Source organism: Aeromicrobium flavum (assembly GCF_007992115.1).
Classification (GTDB): Bacteria; Actinomycetota; Actinomycetes; order Propionibacteriales; family Nocardioidaceae; genus Aeromicrobium; species Aeromicrobium flavum.
In genome coordinates this window covers 21262-37673 of sequence record NZ_BJZQ01000008.1, presented here as the reverse complement: position 1 = coordinate 37673, position 16412 = coordinate 21262, and the positions used below count along the sequence as shown (strand labels likewise).

Here is a 16412-nt window from a genome sequence, read left to right as displayed (position 1 = left end):
CACGCATGGCTCCTTCGCCGGGCGCTCAACATCCAACTGCGATGCGCCTGCCGCCCAGGGCGATCTGAGTCCGACTGCGATCTCGACAGCCGCGAGACTGCCCACGCGGAGCGAAGGGAGTTCAGTGCTCAGGACGAAGTGGGCGAGTTGGAGATTGCCCGGCCTTTCGTTGGCCTACTGTGCGCCCGCGAGGAACGCGCTGCCCGATCCTTCCCAGAGCACCACCAGCTCATCGCGCGCTCGGGTCGCAGCGACGTAGAGGAGCGAACGTTCTCGTTGTAGGACGTCGCTTCGGTCACCCTCCGCAACATCCTTGAGCAAGTAAGACGCGGGAAGCATCTCAGCGTCCGCGCCGAAGATCAGAACGCGGGAGAACTCCATTCCCTTCGCACGGTGCATCGTCATGACCTGCGGATCCTTGGCAGTCGCCGCGCCCTTCGTGACCTGCCGGACTTTGATGCCCCGGTCTTCTAAGCCCTTGGTGACGCGATCAGACGTGCGCTGGTCCCGCACCAGGATGCCGATCGCCTCGGGACTCATGCCGAGGTCAGGGTCGAGCCATTCGCTGATGATCCGTGCGGCTTCGTCCAGCTCTTCGGTCAGCGAGGCGAGCCCCCTGCGGACCGGCTGGGGGCCACTCCGTGCTGATCGGTAGGTGGAGGAGTCCGTCTCCTCTTCCTCGAGGTCGACGAAGTCTTGTCCCTCAAGCACCCCCATTGCGAAACGAAGCACCTGATGGGTGGTGCGGTAGTTCAACGACAGTCGCCGAGCCCGACCCACGATCTTGATCCCGTAGCGCCCGAGCGTGATGCGTTGACCGTAGATGCGCTGTTGAGCGTCCTCCGCGATGAACAGGTCGTTGGGTCCTTCTGCGACCAGCGCCCGCAGGAACTGCCACCGCGCAGCGGTGAGGTCCTGCCCTTCGTCGACCAACACGTGGTCAGCGCGACGGTCCTGCCCTGCCGTGGACGCCTGGTCGAGGAGTGCGGCGGAGATCCCACAGACCTCACCGAAGTCCACCAGGCCGGCCACCGCGGCGGACGTCCGGTAGGCGTTGATGACGTCCCACACCATCGCTCGCTGGGCCCGACCCAAGGCAACGCCCCGTCCCGGCCGACGGACCTTGAGGTACTCGTCCCTGGTGGTGATCCGGTGAGGAAGAACCACGGCGTCGTACTCGGCAATCAAGAAAGACGGGCTCTTGAGCTCATCTGGAAGCCCGACCCCTGAGGACTCCACCGCGTCACGCCACGCCTTGGCCTCATTGGTCGTCCGCTTGCTCGCGCGGTTCCCGCCGACGCCGAGCACGCGTTCCACCGCCGCGTCCAGGGCAGCAGGCGTCGCACTGGAGAGGACGGCGCTCGCGGCCGAGTCGACCCCCGTCACGAAGATCCCCGGCTCGCCTAGCGATGTGGCCAAGGTCAAGTTGGAATCCAACGAAAGCAAGTCGCGCTTCATGGCGTCGGCCAGCGTGCGGGTATAGGTCGTCAATACGATGCGCGCCGACGGGTCTCGCTGAGCGAGGAACCTTGCGCGGTGCAGCAAGACGACGGTCTTGCCGGTACCGGCTCCTCCGGACAGCCTGAATGAGCCGTTGTAGAGGCCCTCGACGTACTTGCGCTGCTCCGGGTGCAGGAAAACCTTCCAGGCGGCGAAGTCGCCGTCCTCGATGACGGCACGCAACTCGTCGTCGTCCTCGAGCCAGACGAACTGGGCCTTCCCAGCACGCGTCTTCAACGCTTCGAGGAGTCGGTCCTCCTCGGACTCTCCTTCGGCGACCTCCACCGTCCCGTGGATGTCGAGACTCTCCAAGACCTGCTCGATCGTTCCGCCTGCAGTTAGTTCAACCAGCGCGAGCCCCTGCCACTCGACGGCGCCACTCGCCAGCGCGAGCAGCTCGTCTTCGGTGGTGGCGGCGAGGGCGCGCTCTGCCAGTTCCGGATCCAACCCGAGCTCGTCCGTCATGCGCTGCAAGCTGATGCCCGCACTGACCGACTCCAAGAGCGGCGCCCCAGCCGGAGCCTCGCTCACTGCCTCGGGAACGGTCGGGGGCGCCGAGTGACCCGGCGCGAGCTGCTCCACCAGCGGGTTGATCACCAGCTCGGGAAGCCCGTTGACCGAATTGGTCTTGAGGACGGCCTTCTCGGCAATGGCGATCGCCTTGTCGTGCGGCCACACGCCCGTGAAGATGTAGTGCGGCTCCCCCTGTGACGAGTACACCTTGAAGAGCACTGCTCGGTACATGTCGTTGACCCGACCGGTACGCACCTTGGGATCGATCGCTCCTTGGATGGGCTCGATGTGGAGCCCCGGAAGGGTGTCGTCCTGGAAGAGTTTCTTGATGAACGCCATGATCTGGCTCTGGATCGACCCGTCGTGCAGTCCGTCTTTGTGCGGGGCGAAGATGACGACAGCCATCAGAATCCTCCTAGTTCCAGAGCGGCCACAGCCGCCTCGATGTCCATGTCGACCACGTCCCACCCCAGGTCGGCGAGCATCGTGCGCTCATCGTCGCTCAGGTCGACAGCGACGGTGACCTTCCGGTCGGGCCAACTTGGCCCTAAGGGCACTCCGTCGATCTCAACTTCCAGGTCGGGCACCGGCACGGAAGTCCGCGAGAGCGCAACGAGGAACTCCCTCTCCTCGTCGGCGGCCAGTCCGATGACCGGATCCCATCTGAAGTCCGTGCTCCGGCCCGCTTCGGCAGTAGTATCCACCGTCGGCGTCGCGGTGGTGGTCAGCAGGCTCGCCACCGTGACCTTGGTGCCTACGGTGCGCAACCCCACGAGATTGCTGAATCTGAGCCATTCCTGCCACGCGGCCTTGTGTTGGTGACCGATCACCTGGTCGCGGTCGTCGAGGGTCACCGTGATCTCGGTGGCGGAGCTCTTGGGGTTCCACCGGGACAGCACGACCAACGTGTCGTCGCGCCAGGCCCACACGGGCACGTCCCCTTGACCTAGAGCTTGCCCATCCAGCAGCCCACCAGCGATCGCCATGAGGTCACTGCGTTGGCCCGTGCCTCCCTTCTCCTGTGCTCGAGCGGCGATCACGAAGGGCATGGCGTCACCGATGGCACGCATCCCTTCCGGGTCGGGGGTCTGGATCCAGCCCATCAACAGGTCCATGACGCTGCCCGACAGCAGGTCGAAGAGTGCCGGCTTCAGGTTGATTCCAGCACCGCCCATGATTGGTCCGATGGCGTCCCGATCGAACCAGTTCGGTCCGCTCGGCGTGCTCTCCTCGAGGTCCGCCCACGACATGCCGAAGACGAAGAATCCGTCGTCGCGCAGGATCGCGCGCTTCGCGGCATCGTCAGATAGACGGTTGTGCAGCGGGCTTGCGTGGTAGCGCCAACCATCACAGAAGATCGCCATCCGCGGCACCGACGGATCGTTGCAGATGAGTAGAAAGTCCGGTTTGCTGCCGAGCAAGGTGACCTGGGGATCCAGGCGCCACTTGCGCCCTCCCCCGATGGTGATCTCCATGGTGGTCCCGAGGTTGCCCGGGATCTCCTTGATGTGGGCACCCAAGGTGCTCAACCGTTGCTTGAGTACCGCGCGGAACTTCTGCTCCATCTTCGACTCGGGGTCGAAACTTTGAACGGCGACCTCAGTGATCTCCCAGCCCGCAGCCTTGTCGGGCTCGGCGTCGGTCTGAGTTCCGCCGTGCAGGATCTCGTGCAGCAGACGATGGGCCTCTGAGCGGGAGACGAGACGATCCTGGCCGGGGCCGGCGAAGGGCAGCAGGCACTGGTGGCAGGCTAGTCTCTCGCTCCCACTGCACTGACAATCACGCAGTAACACGTACGCCCGGAAGAGGATCGCGCGCAGAGTGGCGGGATCTGCCAGCTCTGCCAGATAACCGGTTCCGCCGGGCACCAGGTCGTGCAGGAGGAGTCCGTCAGCGTTGAGATCCGGGTCGTCCGGCGAAGGATCAACCACGACCTCCAGTGCGAGGTGGTCTGGTGCTCCACCGATGTGTTCACGAAGCCCGAGCTTGACGGCTGCGGCGAGGGAGGGCAGGGCGAAGTTGCTTCCGAGTGAGATCATCGGCGGCAGCCGCATCAGCAACCCCTCCGTCACGAGGGTGCGCGACAGCGCGATTCTTCGAGTGTCCTCCTCGGAGGCATTGCGCAGGCGACACCATGGGCGGTGTTCGTACTTGGAGTTGCTGCGTGCGCCGCTGTCGAGTTGTCCGCACTCGGAGCAGATCCTGAACAGCTCGGCGTTGACGTCGTGCCCACCGAGGAAACGACTCGAACCATGACCAGACATCCGGCCCAGGTTGAGCCACCGGATCACCAGATCGCGGACGTGCTTGACCCCGAAGCCGTAGTCCTTGATGTACCACTGGTGGGCGATGCCCGCAGGATTCACGTCGGCGAGGACAACCTGGTCGAAACGCTCCTTGATGCGCTCCTCACGCCCGTCGTCGATGACCGCCTCGTCACGCCGCATCGTGGACGAGACCCGCGTCAGTTCGACGACGTCGAAGCGCTGGTCGAGGTCCGCGATCCCGGCGCTGGAGCATCGGGGGCAGCTGCTGGGAGCTTGGGTGCCGTCGGTGACGTCAGCGACGAATCCGCACGCCGGGCAGAGCACCCAGGTGCGGATCGCCTCACCGCTGTCCCCAAGGTCGACGGTGTCGACCTTCACCTGGTGGCCCCCGGCGTAGAAGGTGGCGCCAGGTGCGAACTCGCGCAACGCTAGAGCAGCGTTGCGGCTGTAGGACAAATCCTGGGTCTCATAGTTTCCCGTGTCAGGGTCCAGCCAGGAGAGCCCCACGTCGAGAGTCACGGCGTCGTCGAGCAGGGTGTAGTTGGGAAAGATCCCGGCGTGTTCCAGGACGCCGATCCAGTAATCCCCTTGGAGGCGGGCGCGCTGCTTCTTGGCCAGGCGCAGCGACGCCTCGGCATCGCGGTAGGCGTGCTTGTCGTCCTCCGAAGCGACCGGCAGTTCGGCGACCCGTTTCAGGTCAGGGATTTCTGCTTCGATTGCGGTGATGCGATGCCCGAGAGTCTCGACCTCGAGGCGCCACTTCTGCGAAGCGATCAACAGCCTCTCACCCAAGGGGCTGGTCAGCTCGGCGTCGCCGCCGCGGGTGACGAACGTACGCAGCATCACGCGAGCCGGTTCCTTCAGTGTCGGGAACGCGGCCAGAAACGTGTCCAGGTGCGTCCCTCCTGCCAGCAGGTCCTCTTCGGCGTCGAGGGCGATCGAGTGCAGGTAGGAACCCGGCTCCATCGAACCGATGGCGCCGGTGGCGAACTGCGGATGCACCCCTCCGGCACTGCGCGCCTGGCGGTCCGCGAGCGACGCGAGGTACTGCCGACGCAGAATCTCATCGGCGTCGAGGTAGGTCGCGGGGGGACGCACCTCTCCGTTGATCATCGACAGCGGGTCACCCAGACGGGGCAATTGCTCGCCACGTCCGGAGACGAAGGCAAGGTCGAGCGCGCTACCAGTGAGGCGGCCGGCCCGACCCACACGCTGCAGGTAGGACGCAACCGAGCGCGGCAACGACGCCAGCATCACCGTGGAGAGGTCACCGATGTCGATACCCATCTCCAGCGTCGGTGTGGCCACGAGGACGTTGGGAGCGTTCGGACGATCCTCACGACCCTTGAAGCCGTTCTCGTACTCGAGTCGCACGTCGTCGTCGAGGAGCGACGTGTGTTCGCGCGCGATGACACGCTGCACCTCGTGGGTGCTGAAGAAGCGGCGGTAGAAATTTTCGGGGTTCCCCGACGACCGCTTCAGAAGACCGGAACACCGCGTCACCATGCAAGGCGCACCGTCGAGCTGGGTGATGACGGTCGCTGACCCCGGGACCTGCGCCTGGCACGTGGGGCAGACGAGAAGGTGCTCGCCCGCCTCGAGGGCTGGGGTCTGGATGGGTTCGATCACCACCGACGTCTGGGGCACGGCGTAGACCTCGGCACCGGCCTTGTTGCTGGTCGCGGTCAGGATGTTGTGCCCGGCCAGTCGCTTGAGCAGGAGCCGCGACAGGGTGGCGCCCTCGGCGGGACTGACCTGCAGTACCCGGACGGCCCACTGGGCGTACCAACTCTGTGGTGTGGTGACCGAGTCAAGAACGGACTCACGCACGCTCGTCGCAGGACCAACTCGGGGATAAGCCGGAGCAGTACGCCCGATCGGGAAGGCGGGCATGCCTTCGGAGCGGGGCCGGCCACGCCAGATGAAATGGCGGTTGCCGTCCTCCACGATCAGCTTGTGGAGCCACGGGTGCTCGATCGCGCCACGGCTTCTCATCCGTTCCAACACACCGCGGACCCAAGCGTGGGCCCGTTCGTCGGTGACGGTGACGGGCAGAAGCGCTTCCCCTCCCCCGTCCTCGACCGCCTGTCGCGCCGCCGTGGTCATCAAGCCGGGGGCAGCCTCGACCTCGACGGCCACGGTGCTGGTCATCTCGAGTGTGCGCCCGAACTGGGACTGGAGCCCGAACTCGAGGACCGCGTCGAACGCAAGCCGTTTTGCGACACGCTTACGAACACTCTGGGGCACCTTCTTGAGAGTCGTCTCCTGCCAGAACGGCGCGAACTCCTTCTTCTCCGCCAAATCGGGCGGCAGGACGCGGTAGCGGTGCGCTGCGTCGTCACCAGCTCGTTCGATGACCCTCTCGGCCAGCATGTCGAGTGACGTCGCAGCTGACCCGACGGCTTCGCGCAACACGGATCGGACGGTGAGGCTGTGCGAACGGCTCTGCACGAACCCGGCCCGGTGCGCCGCGTCCTGGACGCTGTCGGTGAAGACCAGCGTCTTCTTCTCGGCGGCGTCCAGGTTGGTGCTGCCGAAGAGGGTGGACAGGGCCACCGAGAGCTGGGTGGCGATGGCCGATCCGAGGAATCGGATCCCGTCGCGTTGCTGGCAGGCCGGGCAGTGGTCCTTGCGGGAGACGTCGTCCGCCTCGATGCTGACGTGGGTCAGCACCGGGATCACGGATCCGTCCTGCGCCGCCTCTCCCTGGGGCGGCGCGGCGAGGAGCTCCCGCTGGGCGACGTGCAACCAGCGCAGATTCTCGACCCCGATCTCTGCTCCTGATGCTCCCCCGGCCGTGGTCGCCACCTCAAGGGCGCGCTCCCCCTCAGCGCGTGCCAGCAGCAAGGCCCGGAAGCGACCCTCGCCCGAGGCGTGCTGGCGGCGGATGTCTTCGTCTCTGACGTCGAGGTCGGTGCTGTTGGCGGGCGAGAGCGAGACTCCCCATCCTGAGCGTCCACAGTGGCGACAGTAGATCGCGGGGAAAACGGCACCGGAGGCGCTGCTCGGGTCCTCGTCCTGCCCCGTCCCGAGTGGCGCACCGCCGTCGTCGGACCAGAAGAACGCTGGCGACATGGCGGCTTCGCGGTCGATTCGGGTCAGCTCACGGATCCACAGGTGCACCTCGACCGACGGCATGGATCGCCCCTCGGTTTTGCGCACGTGGCTGATGGCACCCAGATAGGCCGACACACAGCGTTCCCGTACGGCGACCTCGATGCCCGGGAAGGCCTTTGCGGCCACGTCGGCCAGCGAGGTGGCCTCGCGACAGACCTCGACCAGCACAGCCGTCAGCGGGTGCACGCGGAGCAGGTCACCTGCGGTGCCGCGGGCCTCGCGGTAACTGGCGAGGTCGTCCTCGAAGGCTGCCGTCAACACTGCTTCGGCCAACGGAGTCGCGGCCGGATCCATCCCGAGTCCCGTCAACGCAGCAGAGACTGCGCCCACGAGTTCAGCGCCCTCACGCGGGTTCAATGCGAAGGCTTCTTCCGACGCTTGGCCGACCCAGTCGTCCAAGTCAACGCGAGACTCAGAGACCACGGCGTCAGGACCGAAGGATTCGCCGAAGACAGTCTCGGCGAACTTCAGCATCGAGGCGGGGTCACCGCGGTCCCCCAGGGTGGCTGAGGTGGCCACCGGGGCGATGTGCCCCAGCGGACGATCAGCTTCGCCGTCGCCCACTGTCATGCCGTGTGACTTGAGCGCCAGCCCGAGACGCCGCAGCAGCATGGCGACGTCGGTGCCCTGGGCACCGTCGTAGGTGTGGAACTCATCGAGGACCAAGTACTGCAGCGACTGTGCGCTGTCGACCCAGATCTTCTGGTCGGCCTCGCGCAGGAGCATCTGGTCGAGCATCTTGTAGTTGGTCAGCAGGATGTCCGGCGCGCTGCTGCGCATGATGTAGCGGTCGGTGATGAGGCCGTCAGCAGTGACCTTGGTGCGCTGCGGTCCTTCCTGTCCCGTGTAGAGACCGGCGGTCACCCCGGCCAGGGCGGGGTCGGTGGTGATCAGGTCGGCCAGTCGCTGGGCCTGGTCGTTGGCCAGGGCGTTCATCGGATAAAGCAGCAGGGCCTTCATACCGGTCACACCGTCGCGTTTCGACCGCAGCACGTGGTCGAGGATCGGGTGCAGGAAGGCTTCGGTCTTGCCCGAGCCGGTGCCGGTGGTGACCAACGTAGGAAGCGGACGCGGCTTGTCGGGACCGAGGTTGAGAGAGGACAACCGCTCGTACGCGGCCGCCTGGTGGCTGTACGGCGCGAAGCCGCCCCAGTCGGCGGGGTGCCACCCGAGGCTGTCGCGCCATCCGCCCCCCGCCGGCTGGAACGGCAGTCGAAGCCGGACATACGGCCCCTTGAAGATCCCGTCGGTCGAGTGCTCAAGGAACTCGTTGAGCGCCGTCCTGGCCGGGAGGTCGGCTAGCGAGAACGTCGTCTCGAGGTAGTCGATCAACCCGTCGCGGATGCTGCCTGCAGCGAGGCTGGGCAGCAGTTCACTCATGCGCCGTCCGTTCCGCGAGGACCCTCTCGAAATGCGTGTACGCCTGTCGCATGTCCGCTTCCCGGTCGAGGGTGATGAACGGAAGTTCGTAGACGTAGGTGTTGCCCGAGGCGTTGGTGTGAGTCCGCTCGTCCGCGGTCAGGCCGTCAACCGAGGTCTCGTCGAGTCCCTCTTTTCGCCAGAGCTGCACGATTGGCGTGGGCACCTCGCGACCATTGATGTCGTAAAGATACTTATTGCGGTCATAGCCGTAGAGCACGGGGAACTGAGTGCGATAGATGGTTGACAAGTCGTCCGGCGACAGTCCCACCATTAGGGCCACCAGCGCGTCGAGCTCTACCAGAGCTTGTCGTCTGTCAGAGGAGCGCCTAAGAGGCACTCCTTCGGTCCAGGTCGGTGTTACGTCGCTGAGCGCTCGACGTCCAGGGAAGTTAATGCCACCAAGCCAATCATCGGCAGTTACCCCATCGCGGCTGAAATCCTCCCAAAGTTCGGCATAGGCTTCGGACAAACAATTGAGCCGTAACACCCGCAGAATTAAATAGCTTTCGAGGGGATGGCCCTTCGTGAGAACCAGGCGTTCGATACTGCTCGCGTACAAATTCGCCTTACCCGTGGCCCGCAATGCAAAGTCATTGACCAATGATGAGGCAAATCCTGCAAGTAGCGACAAGGAACGCAGAGCACCTCCAGCTACTGCGAGCGACAACATCCCGTGGATGTGCGCCGCGCCAGGCGGAATAAGCGCAGGGATCAGTGTCCTCTCCCCGGTAGTGGCGGCCATCTTCCGCCATGCCAAGCGGTAAGTGTCTCGCGCCGCAGCATCATCCCAATGATTGTATGCCGCGTCATATCTAGCGAAATCGCCTCGAATTTTGAAAGAGGTCACTGGGATCGCCCCAGCGCCCAAAGCCTCCAAATCAACGGAAGCCCAATCCTTGTTGCTTGACATGGACGGATTCGGAAACTTATAGAAGGGGTTACCCACATGTACGTGAGGACCTTGCAAAATCACTTCTGCCCATGATCCAACTGGCCCCCATTCGAGCGAAAAACGGCCCTTCTTGTAATCCGTGGTCTCGTTCCAACCGCCTGAGAACTGGAGTACCAAGTCTTGCATTCGGGTTGACTCGGAGATCACCCGCAAGACCCGAGCACTCGCGGAATTGACTGCATAAATCATGCGGGTTTGCAGCACGGGAACTTGAGAATCCTCCAGCATCGAGTGCCAGGTAGCCAGCATGTCCACTCCGACCTCAAGGATGCGCCCACGATGCGGTCGGAGGTCCCAACTTCCGTCCGGGTCCTTCAAGCCCGGTTGCTCGCCAGCGCCGTCGTGCGTCAGCGACCGAATGACAGTCTCCGGAGCGTACAGCGAGGTGGCCATGAGGAATTTGGGCTCCGCACGAACGGCGCCATACACGTGAACTCCGTAAGTGACGAGGTTGTGAATGTCAAAAAGGCCCAACTCATTGATGAACTGCCAGTGCCGCCGCAGGCGTCGATAAGTCGCAGCGCGCAAAGTCCCGGCCTTCTCATCGGTGAAATGGGTCTCAGGATGCAGAAGAACGGTGACTCCATGAGGCGCCCGGTGGTCCCAGGTCTGCTCCATAAAGCAGCGATAGAGATCCGGCCGCAGTCCCTGAAGATGCGGAAACAGTGTGGGATCCGAAACAGATTCGCGAACCGCAAGCTGGTCGCCCGCCAGTCCAACGTACTCATTCCTCGCCGAGGTATCCGACAATGCCTGATCCGCCAGGTCGCGGGCGCGCGCAACGGTCATCTTTCCCTCGAGGGCGAAGCGTACGTCGTACTCGCCCAGAGCCGCTGCAGCGTCCCAATCTGGACGTACCCAGGGAGGATTCCCAACCTGCAGGTCAAAGCCCCCGCGATCGAACACCGAGACGAAGTCGAGCTGCCAGTGGAAGAACCCTTGCTGGTCAGCAACCGCCTGACAAACCCTCAGCCACGGGTGCTTGTTCAGTACCGCGTCGATCCTTGAAGCGTCTGCGAAGACCCGGTCGTTGTACTCGAAGTCCCCGAGATCGTCCCAGATGAGCGCGGACTCGAGGGTGTCTTGTCCCTTCCGCGCAGTGCTGACCCTCATCGTGTCAGCGCCAAGGATCATCCGGAGCGCGTCATACCACTGCTCAAGCGTGGGTGGCGCCACTTCTTCCTCGGTCAGCGGCCAGAACCAAAAGGCGCACCACGCATCCATGACTAGCCGGAGTCGGCGATAGGCGCCGTCGGGGTCGGCCAGCGACTCCTCGATCTCCTCGCGACTCACGTGACGCCCGAGCGACGGACCCTCCCCCTCGCCCTCGGTCTCCGGCGCGCCCCACAACGGGATATCGCGCCGGATCTGTTGCTCGGCAATGGCGAGACGGTGTCCCGCGATGTCCCAGAGGCGTTCGACGCGGCGGCCAAGGGCGACCAAGGCGTCGACCTGCTTCTTGCCGGGTTTCGCGTGCATGGACCTGCGCCACTTCTTGAGGTCGGCAACGGCCTCGGGCACCAGTTCCTTGATGTCCTTGCCGACGTCCGCGGCCGCTCCCCAACCTTCGGCCGGTAGCAGGAAGTGCGGGATGCGGCCGTCGATCCTGTCGACGTGGTCCATGTCATTGGTTCCCGGCTTGACCGGCTTCGGCACTGCCTTGAGCCAGGACTTGTCCTCCACGGTCGAGCGGGAGTAGACGGCCTTACGGGCACCAATGAGGGAATTTCCGCGGCGCAGGTGCAGACCGAACCACGGTGCCTCGAGCCCTTCGACCATGGTGTCGAGCCACAGCGAGATCTCCGCCAGTTCGACAGCAGTGGCATTGAGGTCCACGCCGTACGTCTGATGCAACGCGAGGTAGGCCTTCACCCGCTGCAGTTCGCGGGGATATGCGTCCGGGTCGACGCTCTCGTCGAGCTCTTCCTGGCGACGCTTCAGGTACTGCTCGGCAAATTGCCGAACGGCCTCGATGGCGAAGGCACCCGACCCAAGCGCCGGCTCGCAGATCGTCAGTTCCAGGATCTCCGCTGCGGTGGTGCGTTGCCCGTCCTGGTCAAGCAGTTCTTCCAAGGCCTGGGAGACGACGAAGCGGGTCAGCACCTCGGGCGTGTAGTAGGAGGCGGACTGTTGGCGCTCCCGACCGGCGAGCCGGAAGACGAAGGAGCCCTGCGGGTGGAGCACCGGCTTGCGCTCGCCGTACTTGTCCTCGACCGTAACGAAGTCCTTTTCGGCAATGCCTTCGGCCCCCGCGACCGGCACCACCCACGAGCCCTTCTCGGACTTGCCGTCCTTGGCCACTTCGTACAGGTCAGTCTCGGCGAAGAAGCCGGTGTAGGACATCAAGCCCTCGTAGACCGCGCCCAGCTGGTTGATCCCGAGTTCGGCGTAGGAGATGAAGCCGCGGTCGCGGCCCCGCTGTTCTTTGCTGAGCAGCAGGTGGCGCAGCACCCGCTGCAGTGCGGCGTTGCCCAGTCCGACCTCGTCAATGTGGGCCGTCGCCTCCGGTTTGAAGAGATCCGCCCGCAGTGAGCGGAAGGTGAGACCGTCGACGTACTCCCCTTCTGCCTGATCGTGGCGCGACGGATCGTGTCCGCGGTCCACTAGCCGGAAAAGAGCCCCCAGTGACTCGTACAGGTGAGTCCCTGCCTGTGAGTTCCGGGTGGGCAGGTCAACCAGGATGAGTTCACGCAGTCGGTCGAGGCTGTACCCGTTCTCGTACTCTGGGGCGCCAGCGGGAAGCACACCCAACTCGGGCGACGCCTCTGCGTATAGCAGGAAGAGGATCCGATAGAGGAAGCGCAGCGACTGCTTGGCCAGGGGCTGCGCCTCAGCGGACGGGAGCGGATCGAGGCTGCCGGCCTTGCGGCGTGCCACGACCTCGTTGGCGATGATCTCGATCGAGAGCCGAACCCCCTCGCGCAGATCCTTGCTGACCCCGACCGTGTGCTTGACCGACTCGGACAGGGTGTCGGTCCACCAGATGTCGCCTTGGGCGTCCGGTGCCAAGGAGTCCGAGGCCAGGCAGGCCAGGGCACGGTCGACCTCGCCACCCTTCTTGTCGTCGTTGCGCTCGGCGACCAGCTGGAGGTCCACGGCGAGGTAGCGGCCCTCGGGCCACCGTTCGCGCTCGGCCACCAGGACGTGGGGGCCGGCAAGCACCAGCGCAAAGGCGGGCTTGAAATCATCGTGCAGAAAGAGCAGCGACAGCAGTCGTGCCACGGAGGTGACGGCATCCTTGTGGACGCCCGTGTCGTCAGCTGTGGGTCCGACGTCGGCAGGCAGGAACGCTTCGGTGAGGTTGTCCTCGTCCTTGGCGAGAAGGTGCTCAATGGTCTCTGCTGGACACGCGTCGATGATGGCCAGACCCGCGGTGTGATCCAGCCCCGCCGCAGAGAGGAACGTGACCGGCCCCTGCACCTTGCTGGTGAAACCGATCCCGTCGAATCCCAGCAGGGCCCGGACGTCGGCGTTGAGGGCGCGGACGGCTGCGACCCGGTCGTCGTGGGCATCGAGAGTGGCGAACCGGTTGAGGAGGCTGCTGCGAGCCGCGGTGAACCTGGTCCGGGGGGTGCCCTGATCCTTCAGCGCGTCCCACGCAGTGCGGCGTGCCAGCACCCGGGCCTTGAAGGACTCCTTAGTCGCATCGGTGGTGAAGTAGTGCTCACTGATCCACTCCTCCCCCACGATGATCGCGTCGCTGGACATCAGGCGTTCATTCCCTTCGAGTTCAGTGCAGGCACAACCAAAAGCAACGGGCGGACGGACTGTTGGTCGGGCAGCATCGTGCGCACCAGCGCGCGCTCCTCCTCAACCCTGACCCGACGGGTCTTGATCTCTAGCCGCTGCGCCAGCGCGTCCGCCTCCCGTTGCCACTGGGTCGCGCGCTCGGACCACCGCTCGACCCGGTCGGTGACACCTGCGGCGACGGCTTGGAACGCACCGTCGAGGACGGTGCGAGCCGCTGCGACACCGGGAGCCACGTACACGTCCAAGCCCTCAGCCCCGGCTAAGAGGCCGGTGTTCGCTCCGCCGGGACGGAACTCCATCACCTCGAAAGCCTCGCGCAGTGTGGTGACCTGTTGCGGCAGCGCGAAGACAGGGTCGGCGGCGTCGGGGAACTGCACGACGACGTAGGTCGCGGAGACCACTTGACCACGAGCGTTGGTGAGCGTCCCTTGGAGCAAGAGGAATGCCTGCTCCCCCTGGCCGGCGACCGCAAAGACCTCATTGCGGCCCAGCGACTCCAACGCTCGGTCAGCCGCCCAGTCCAGGCTCGGGTGGAGCGGTCCCAGGTAGTGTGCCTCGGGCCACAACGACGTCGACTCCGGACCGCGGGCATCGATCAGCGCCTGCTTGCCGCGGTCCAGAGTGGTCGCCAACCGGATACCGCCGGAGACCTTCCGCTCCTTCAGGTACGACTGCGGCAGTACGTCGAGCCGCTGTTTCAAGTCATTGCTCGGCACGAACTCGACGATCGCGTGTTGCTGGTGCTCGCGCCAGTTAACGCCACCCATCTGGACCGACGCACCCGGCGTCTCGAAGGCGAGCTCGAGGGCGTCGCGCAAAAAGTCGAGGTCGTCGTCGAAGACGCTGTCGACGGCGGCGCTCGTGGCGGCCGCCGCCTCCGGCTTGGGTGCGTCACCCATCTCGAAAAGGCGGGCCAGCATCGCCTCGACGCCGTTGCCTGCCTTGACGTCGTCGACCGTGCGCACGACTTCGTCGAGCTCCTTGCGACCGGCGAGGACCTCTCGGATCGCGTCCTCCTCAGCCTTCACGTCGTAGGTCCCCATCAACGAGGCACTGTCACCCAACGCCTGGTGAGCCTCGTGCTCCTTGGTCACCAGCCGCTGGAGGACGCGGATGTCGCCGCCGAACTTCTCCGTCGCGGGGTTGAGCAGGAGGGTGGTGATCCTTGGCCGATGGCGCTGGCCGTAGCGGTCGATGCGGCCGTTGCGCTGTTCGATGCGGATCAAACTCCACGGGATGTCGTAGTGCACGAGCTCATGACACTGCAGGTGGAGGTTGACACCTTCGGAAGCCACGTCGCCGGTGACCAGCACTCGGATCGGGCTGGACTCGGCCTTGAAGGATTCGACGATCTCCTGCTGCTCCACGTCGCTGATGCCGCCGTGGAGCACCCGGATCTGTTCCGATTTCAGCTTGAACGTCTCCACGAGCCGCTCCTGCAACCAGGTCAGCGTGCCGACCCGCTCCGCGAAGATAACGACGCGGGCGTCGCCCGTGCGACTGATGCCGATTTCCTTGAGGTGGTCGACGAGGCGGTCGTACTTGGCGCTGCCCTGCTGCACATTGCGTTCGGCGAGGTCGCCGAGGACCTTGAGGGCTTCGGTTTCTTTCGGGGCCGTCGGGCTGTCGGGATCGAGCCGCTTCAATCGTTCGGTGACAGTCGAGGCGAGCGCGGCAGGACTACTCAGGAATGCCTTAGCCAGGATCCACGGGAAAAGTCGGAGGTTCTTGCCACCGGAGTACGGCGAGGCGCCGTCTTGGGGGTGCAGCCAGGTGTGCTCAAGTTCCTGGGCGATCTCGTCCTCGATCGGGTTGGCGTCCACCAGCAGGTTGTGGGGCTCGTGTCGCTCCGCCCAGTCGGCGCCGACGACACTTGCGACGTCCGGGCTATGTCGGTGACGGCGGATGATCAGGCGCCGCACCTCGTCCTCGACGAGCTCCCCGTCGGGGGTGACGGCGCTGGGCTCTAGCATCCGGATGAGCTCGGCGAAGGATTCCGGCTTGCCGTTGTGTGGGGTGGCGCTCGCGAGGATGAGGGCCTCGCTCTTCTGGCTGAGTAGGCGTGCCAGACGGTTGTTCTGGGTGGCGTCGTTGGTGACGTTGTGGGACTCGTCGATGACAACCGCGTCCCAGTGCTGCTTCTCCAGGTACGCCAGGTAGCGGTCGGACTTCAGAGTGTCGATGGAGACGATGGCGCGCTTGAAATGGGCGAAGGGGTTGCGGTTGGCGGGCAGCTTCTGCCGGATCCGCTGGATGCCCACCGAGTCGAGTCGAACGAACGGCAGGGCGAACCTGGTCCACAACTCGAACTGCATCTGCTCCAGCACGTGCCTCGGCGTCACCACCAGGATGCGCTCGCCCCGTCCACGGCGTACGAGCTCGGCCAGGATCATGCCGATCTCCAAGGTCTTGCCCAATCCGACGGCATCGGCCAGCAGGATCCTGGGCCGCAGGTTCTCCGGGTCGAGCGCCTGCCGGACAGCCGCCTCCTGATAGGGCAGGGGGTCGAGGAGACCACGGGTCGCCACCGTCAGGCGAGGGTCCGTCATCGGGACGGCGGTCTTGCGCAGCGACGCCTCTAGCCAGAGACGGGACTGCTTGAACCCCGGGCTCATGTCGACACGCACCGTCGCCTTCGCAGGGTCCAGGGGCGTGATCTTGTCCAGTGCGGTGGAGAAAATCGCTTGGGTGCCACGCACCAGCTCGCTCAGACCCTGGACCTCGACAAACCATCCGTCGGTGGCTCGCTCACTGCGAGTGACGAGCCATGTCTCGTCACGAATCTCGAGAACCGAACCCGGCGCCGCGAACTCACTTGCCACCTCTGTTGCGCCCGACATCGTCACGTTGGAACCCTAGTCGGCGTGATCCACTGCGTCTGAGGAACACAC

Annotated in this window: 4 protein-coding genes; all 4 read right to left on the bottom strand. The window is 64.9% G+C overall.

The window, feature by feature from the left end:
- Positions 1 to 174 precede the first annotated feature (174 nt).
- Genes AFL01nite_RS09335 through AFL01nite_RS15740 form a run of 4 tightly spaced genes read right to left on the bottom strand, consistent with a single transcriptional unit; the run spans position 175 to position 16361 of the window.
- On the bottom strand, positions 175 to 2418 hold the full coding sequence (locus AFL01nite_RS09335) for a 3'-5' exonuclease (protein ID WP_146827409.1): 2244 nt from the start codon (positions 2416 to 2418) through the stop codon (positions 175 to 177).
- On the bottom strand, positions 2418 to 8777 hold the full coding sequence (locus AFL01nite_RS09330) for a DEAD/DEAH box helicase (RefSeq protein ID WP_146827408.1): 6360 nt from the start codon (positions 8775 to 8777) through the stop codon (positions 2418 to 2420). Before AFL01nite_RS09330 ends, AFL01nite_RS09335 begins: the two co-directional genes overlap by 1 nt.
- Positions 8770 to 13479, bottom strand: a complete 4710-nt coding sequence (locus AFL01nite_RS09325; protein ID WP_371862821.1) for an Eco57I restriction-modification methylase domain-containing protein — start codon at positions 13477 to 13479, stop codon at positions 8770 to 8772. Before AFL01nite_RS09325 ends, AFL01nite_RS09330 begins: the two co-directional genes overlap by 8 nt.
- Entirely contained in the window at positions 13479 to 16361 is a 2883-nt protein-coding gene (locus AFL01nite_RS15740; RefSeq protein ID WP_146827496.1) for a helicase-related protein, read from the bottom strand. Before AFL01nite_RS15740 ends, AFL01nite_RS09325 begins: the two co-directional genes overlap by 1 nt.
- Between the last annotated feature and the right edge of the window lie 51 nt (positions 16362 to 16412).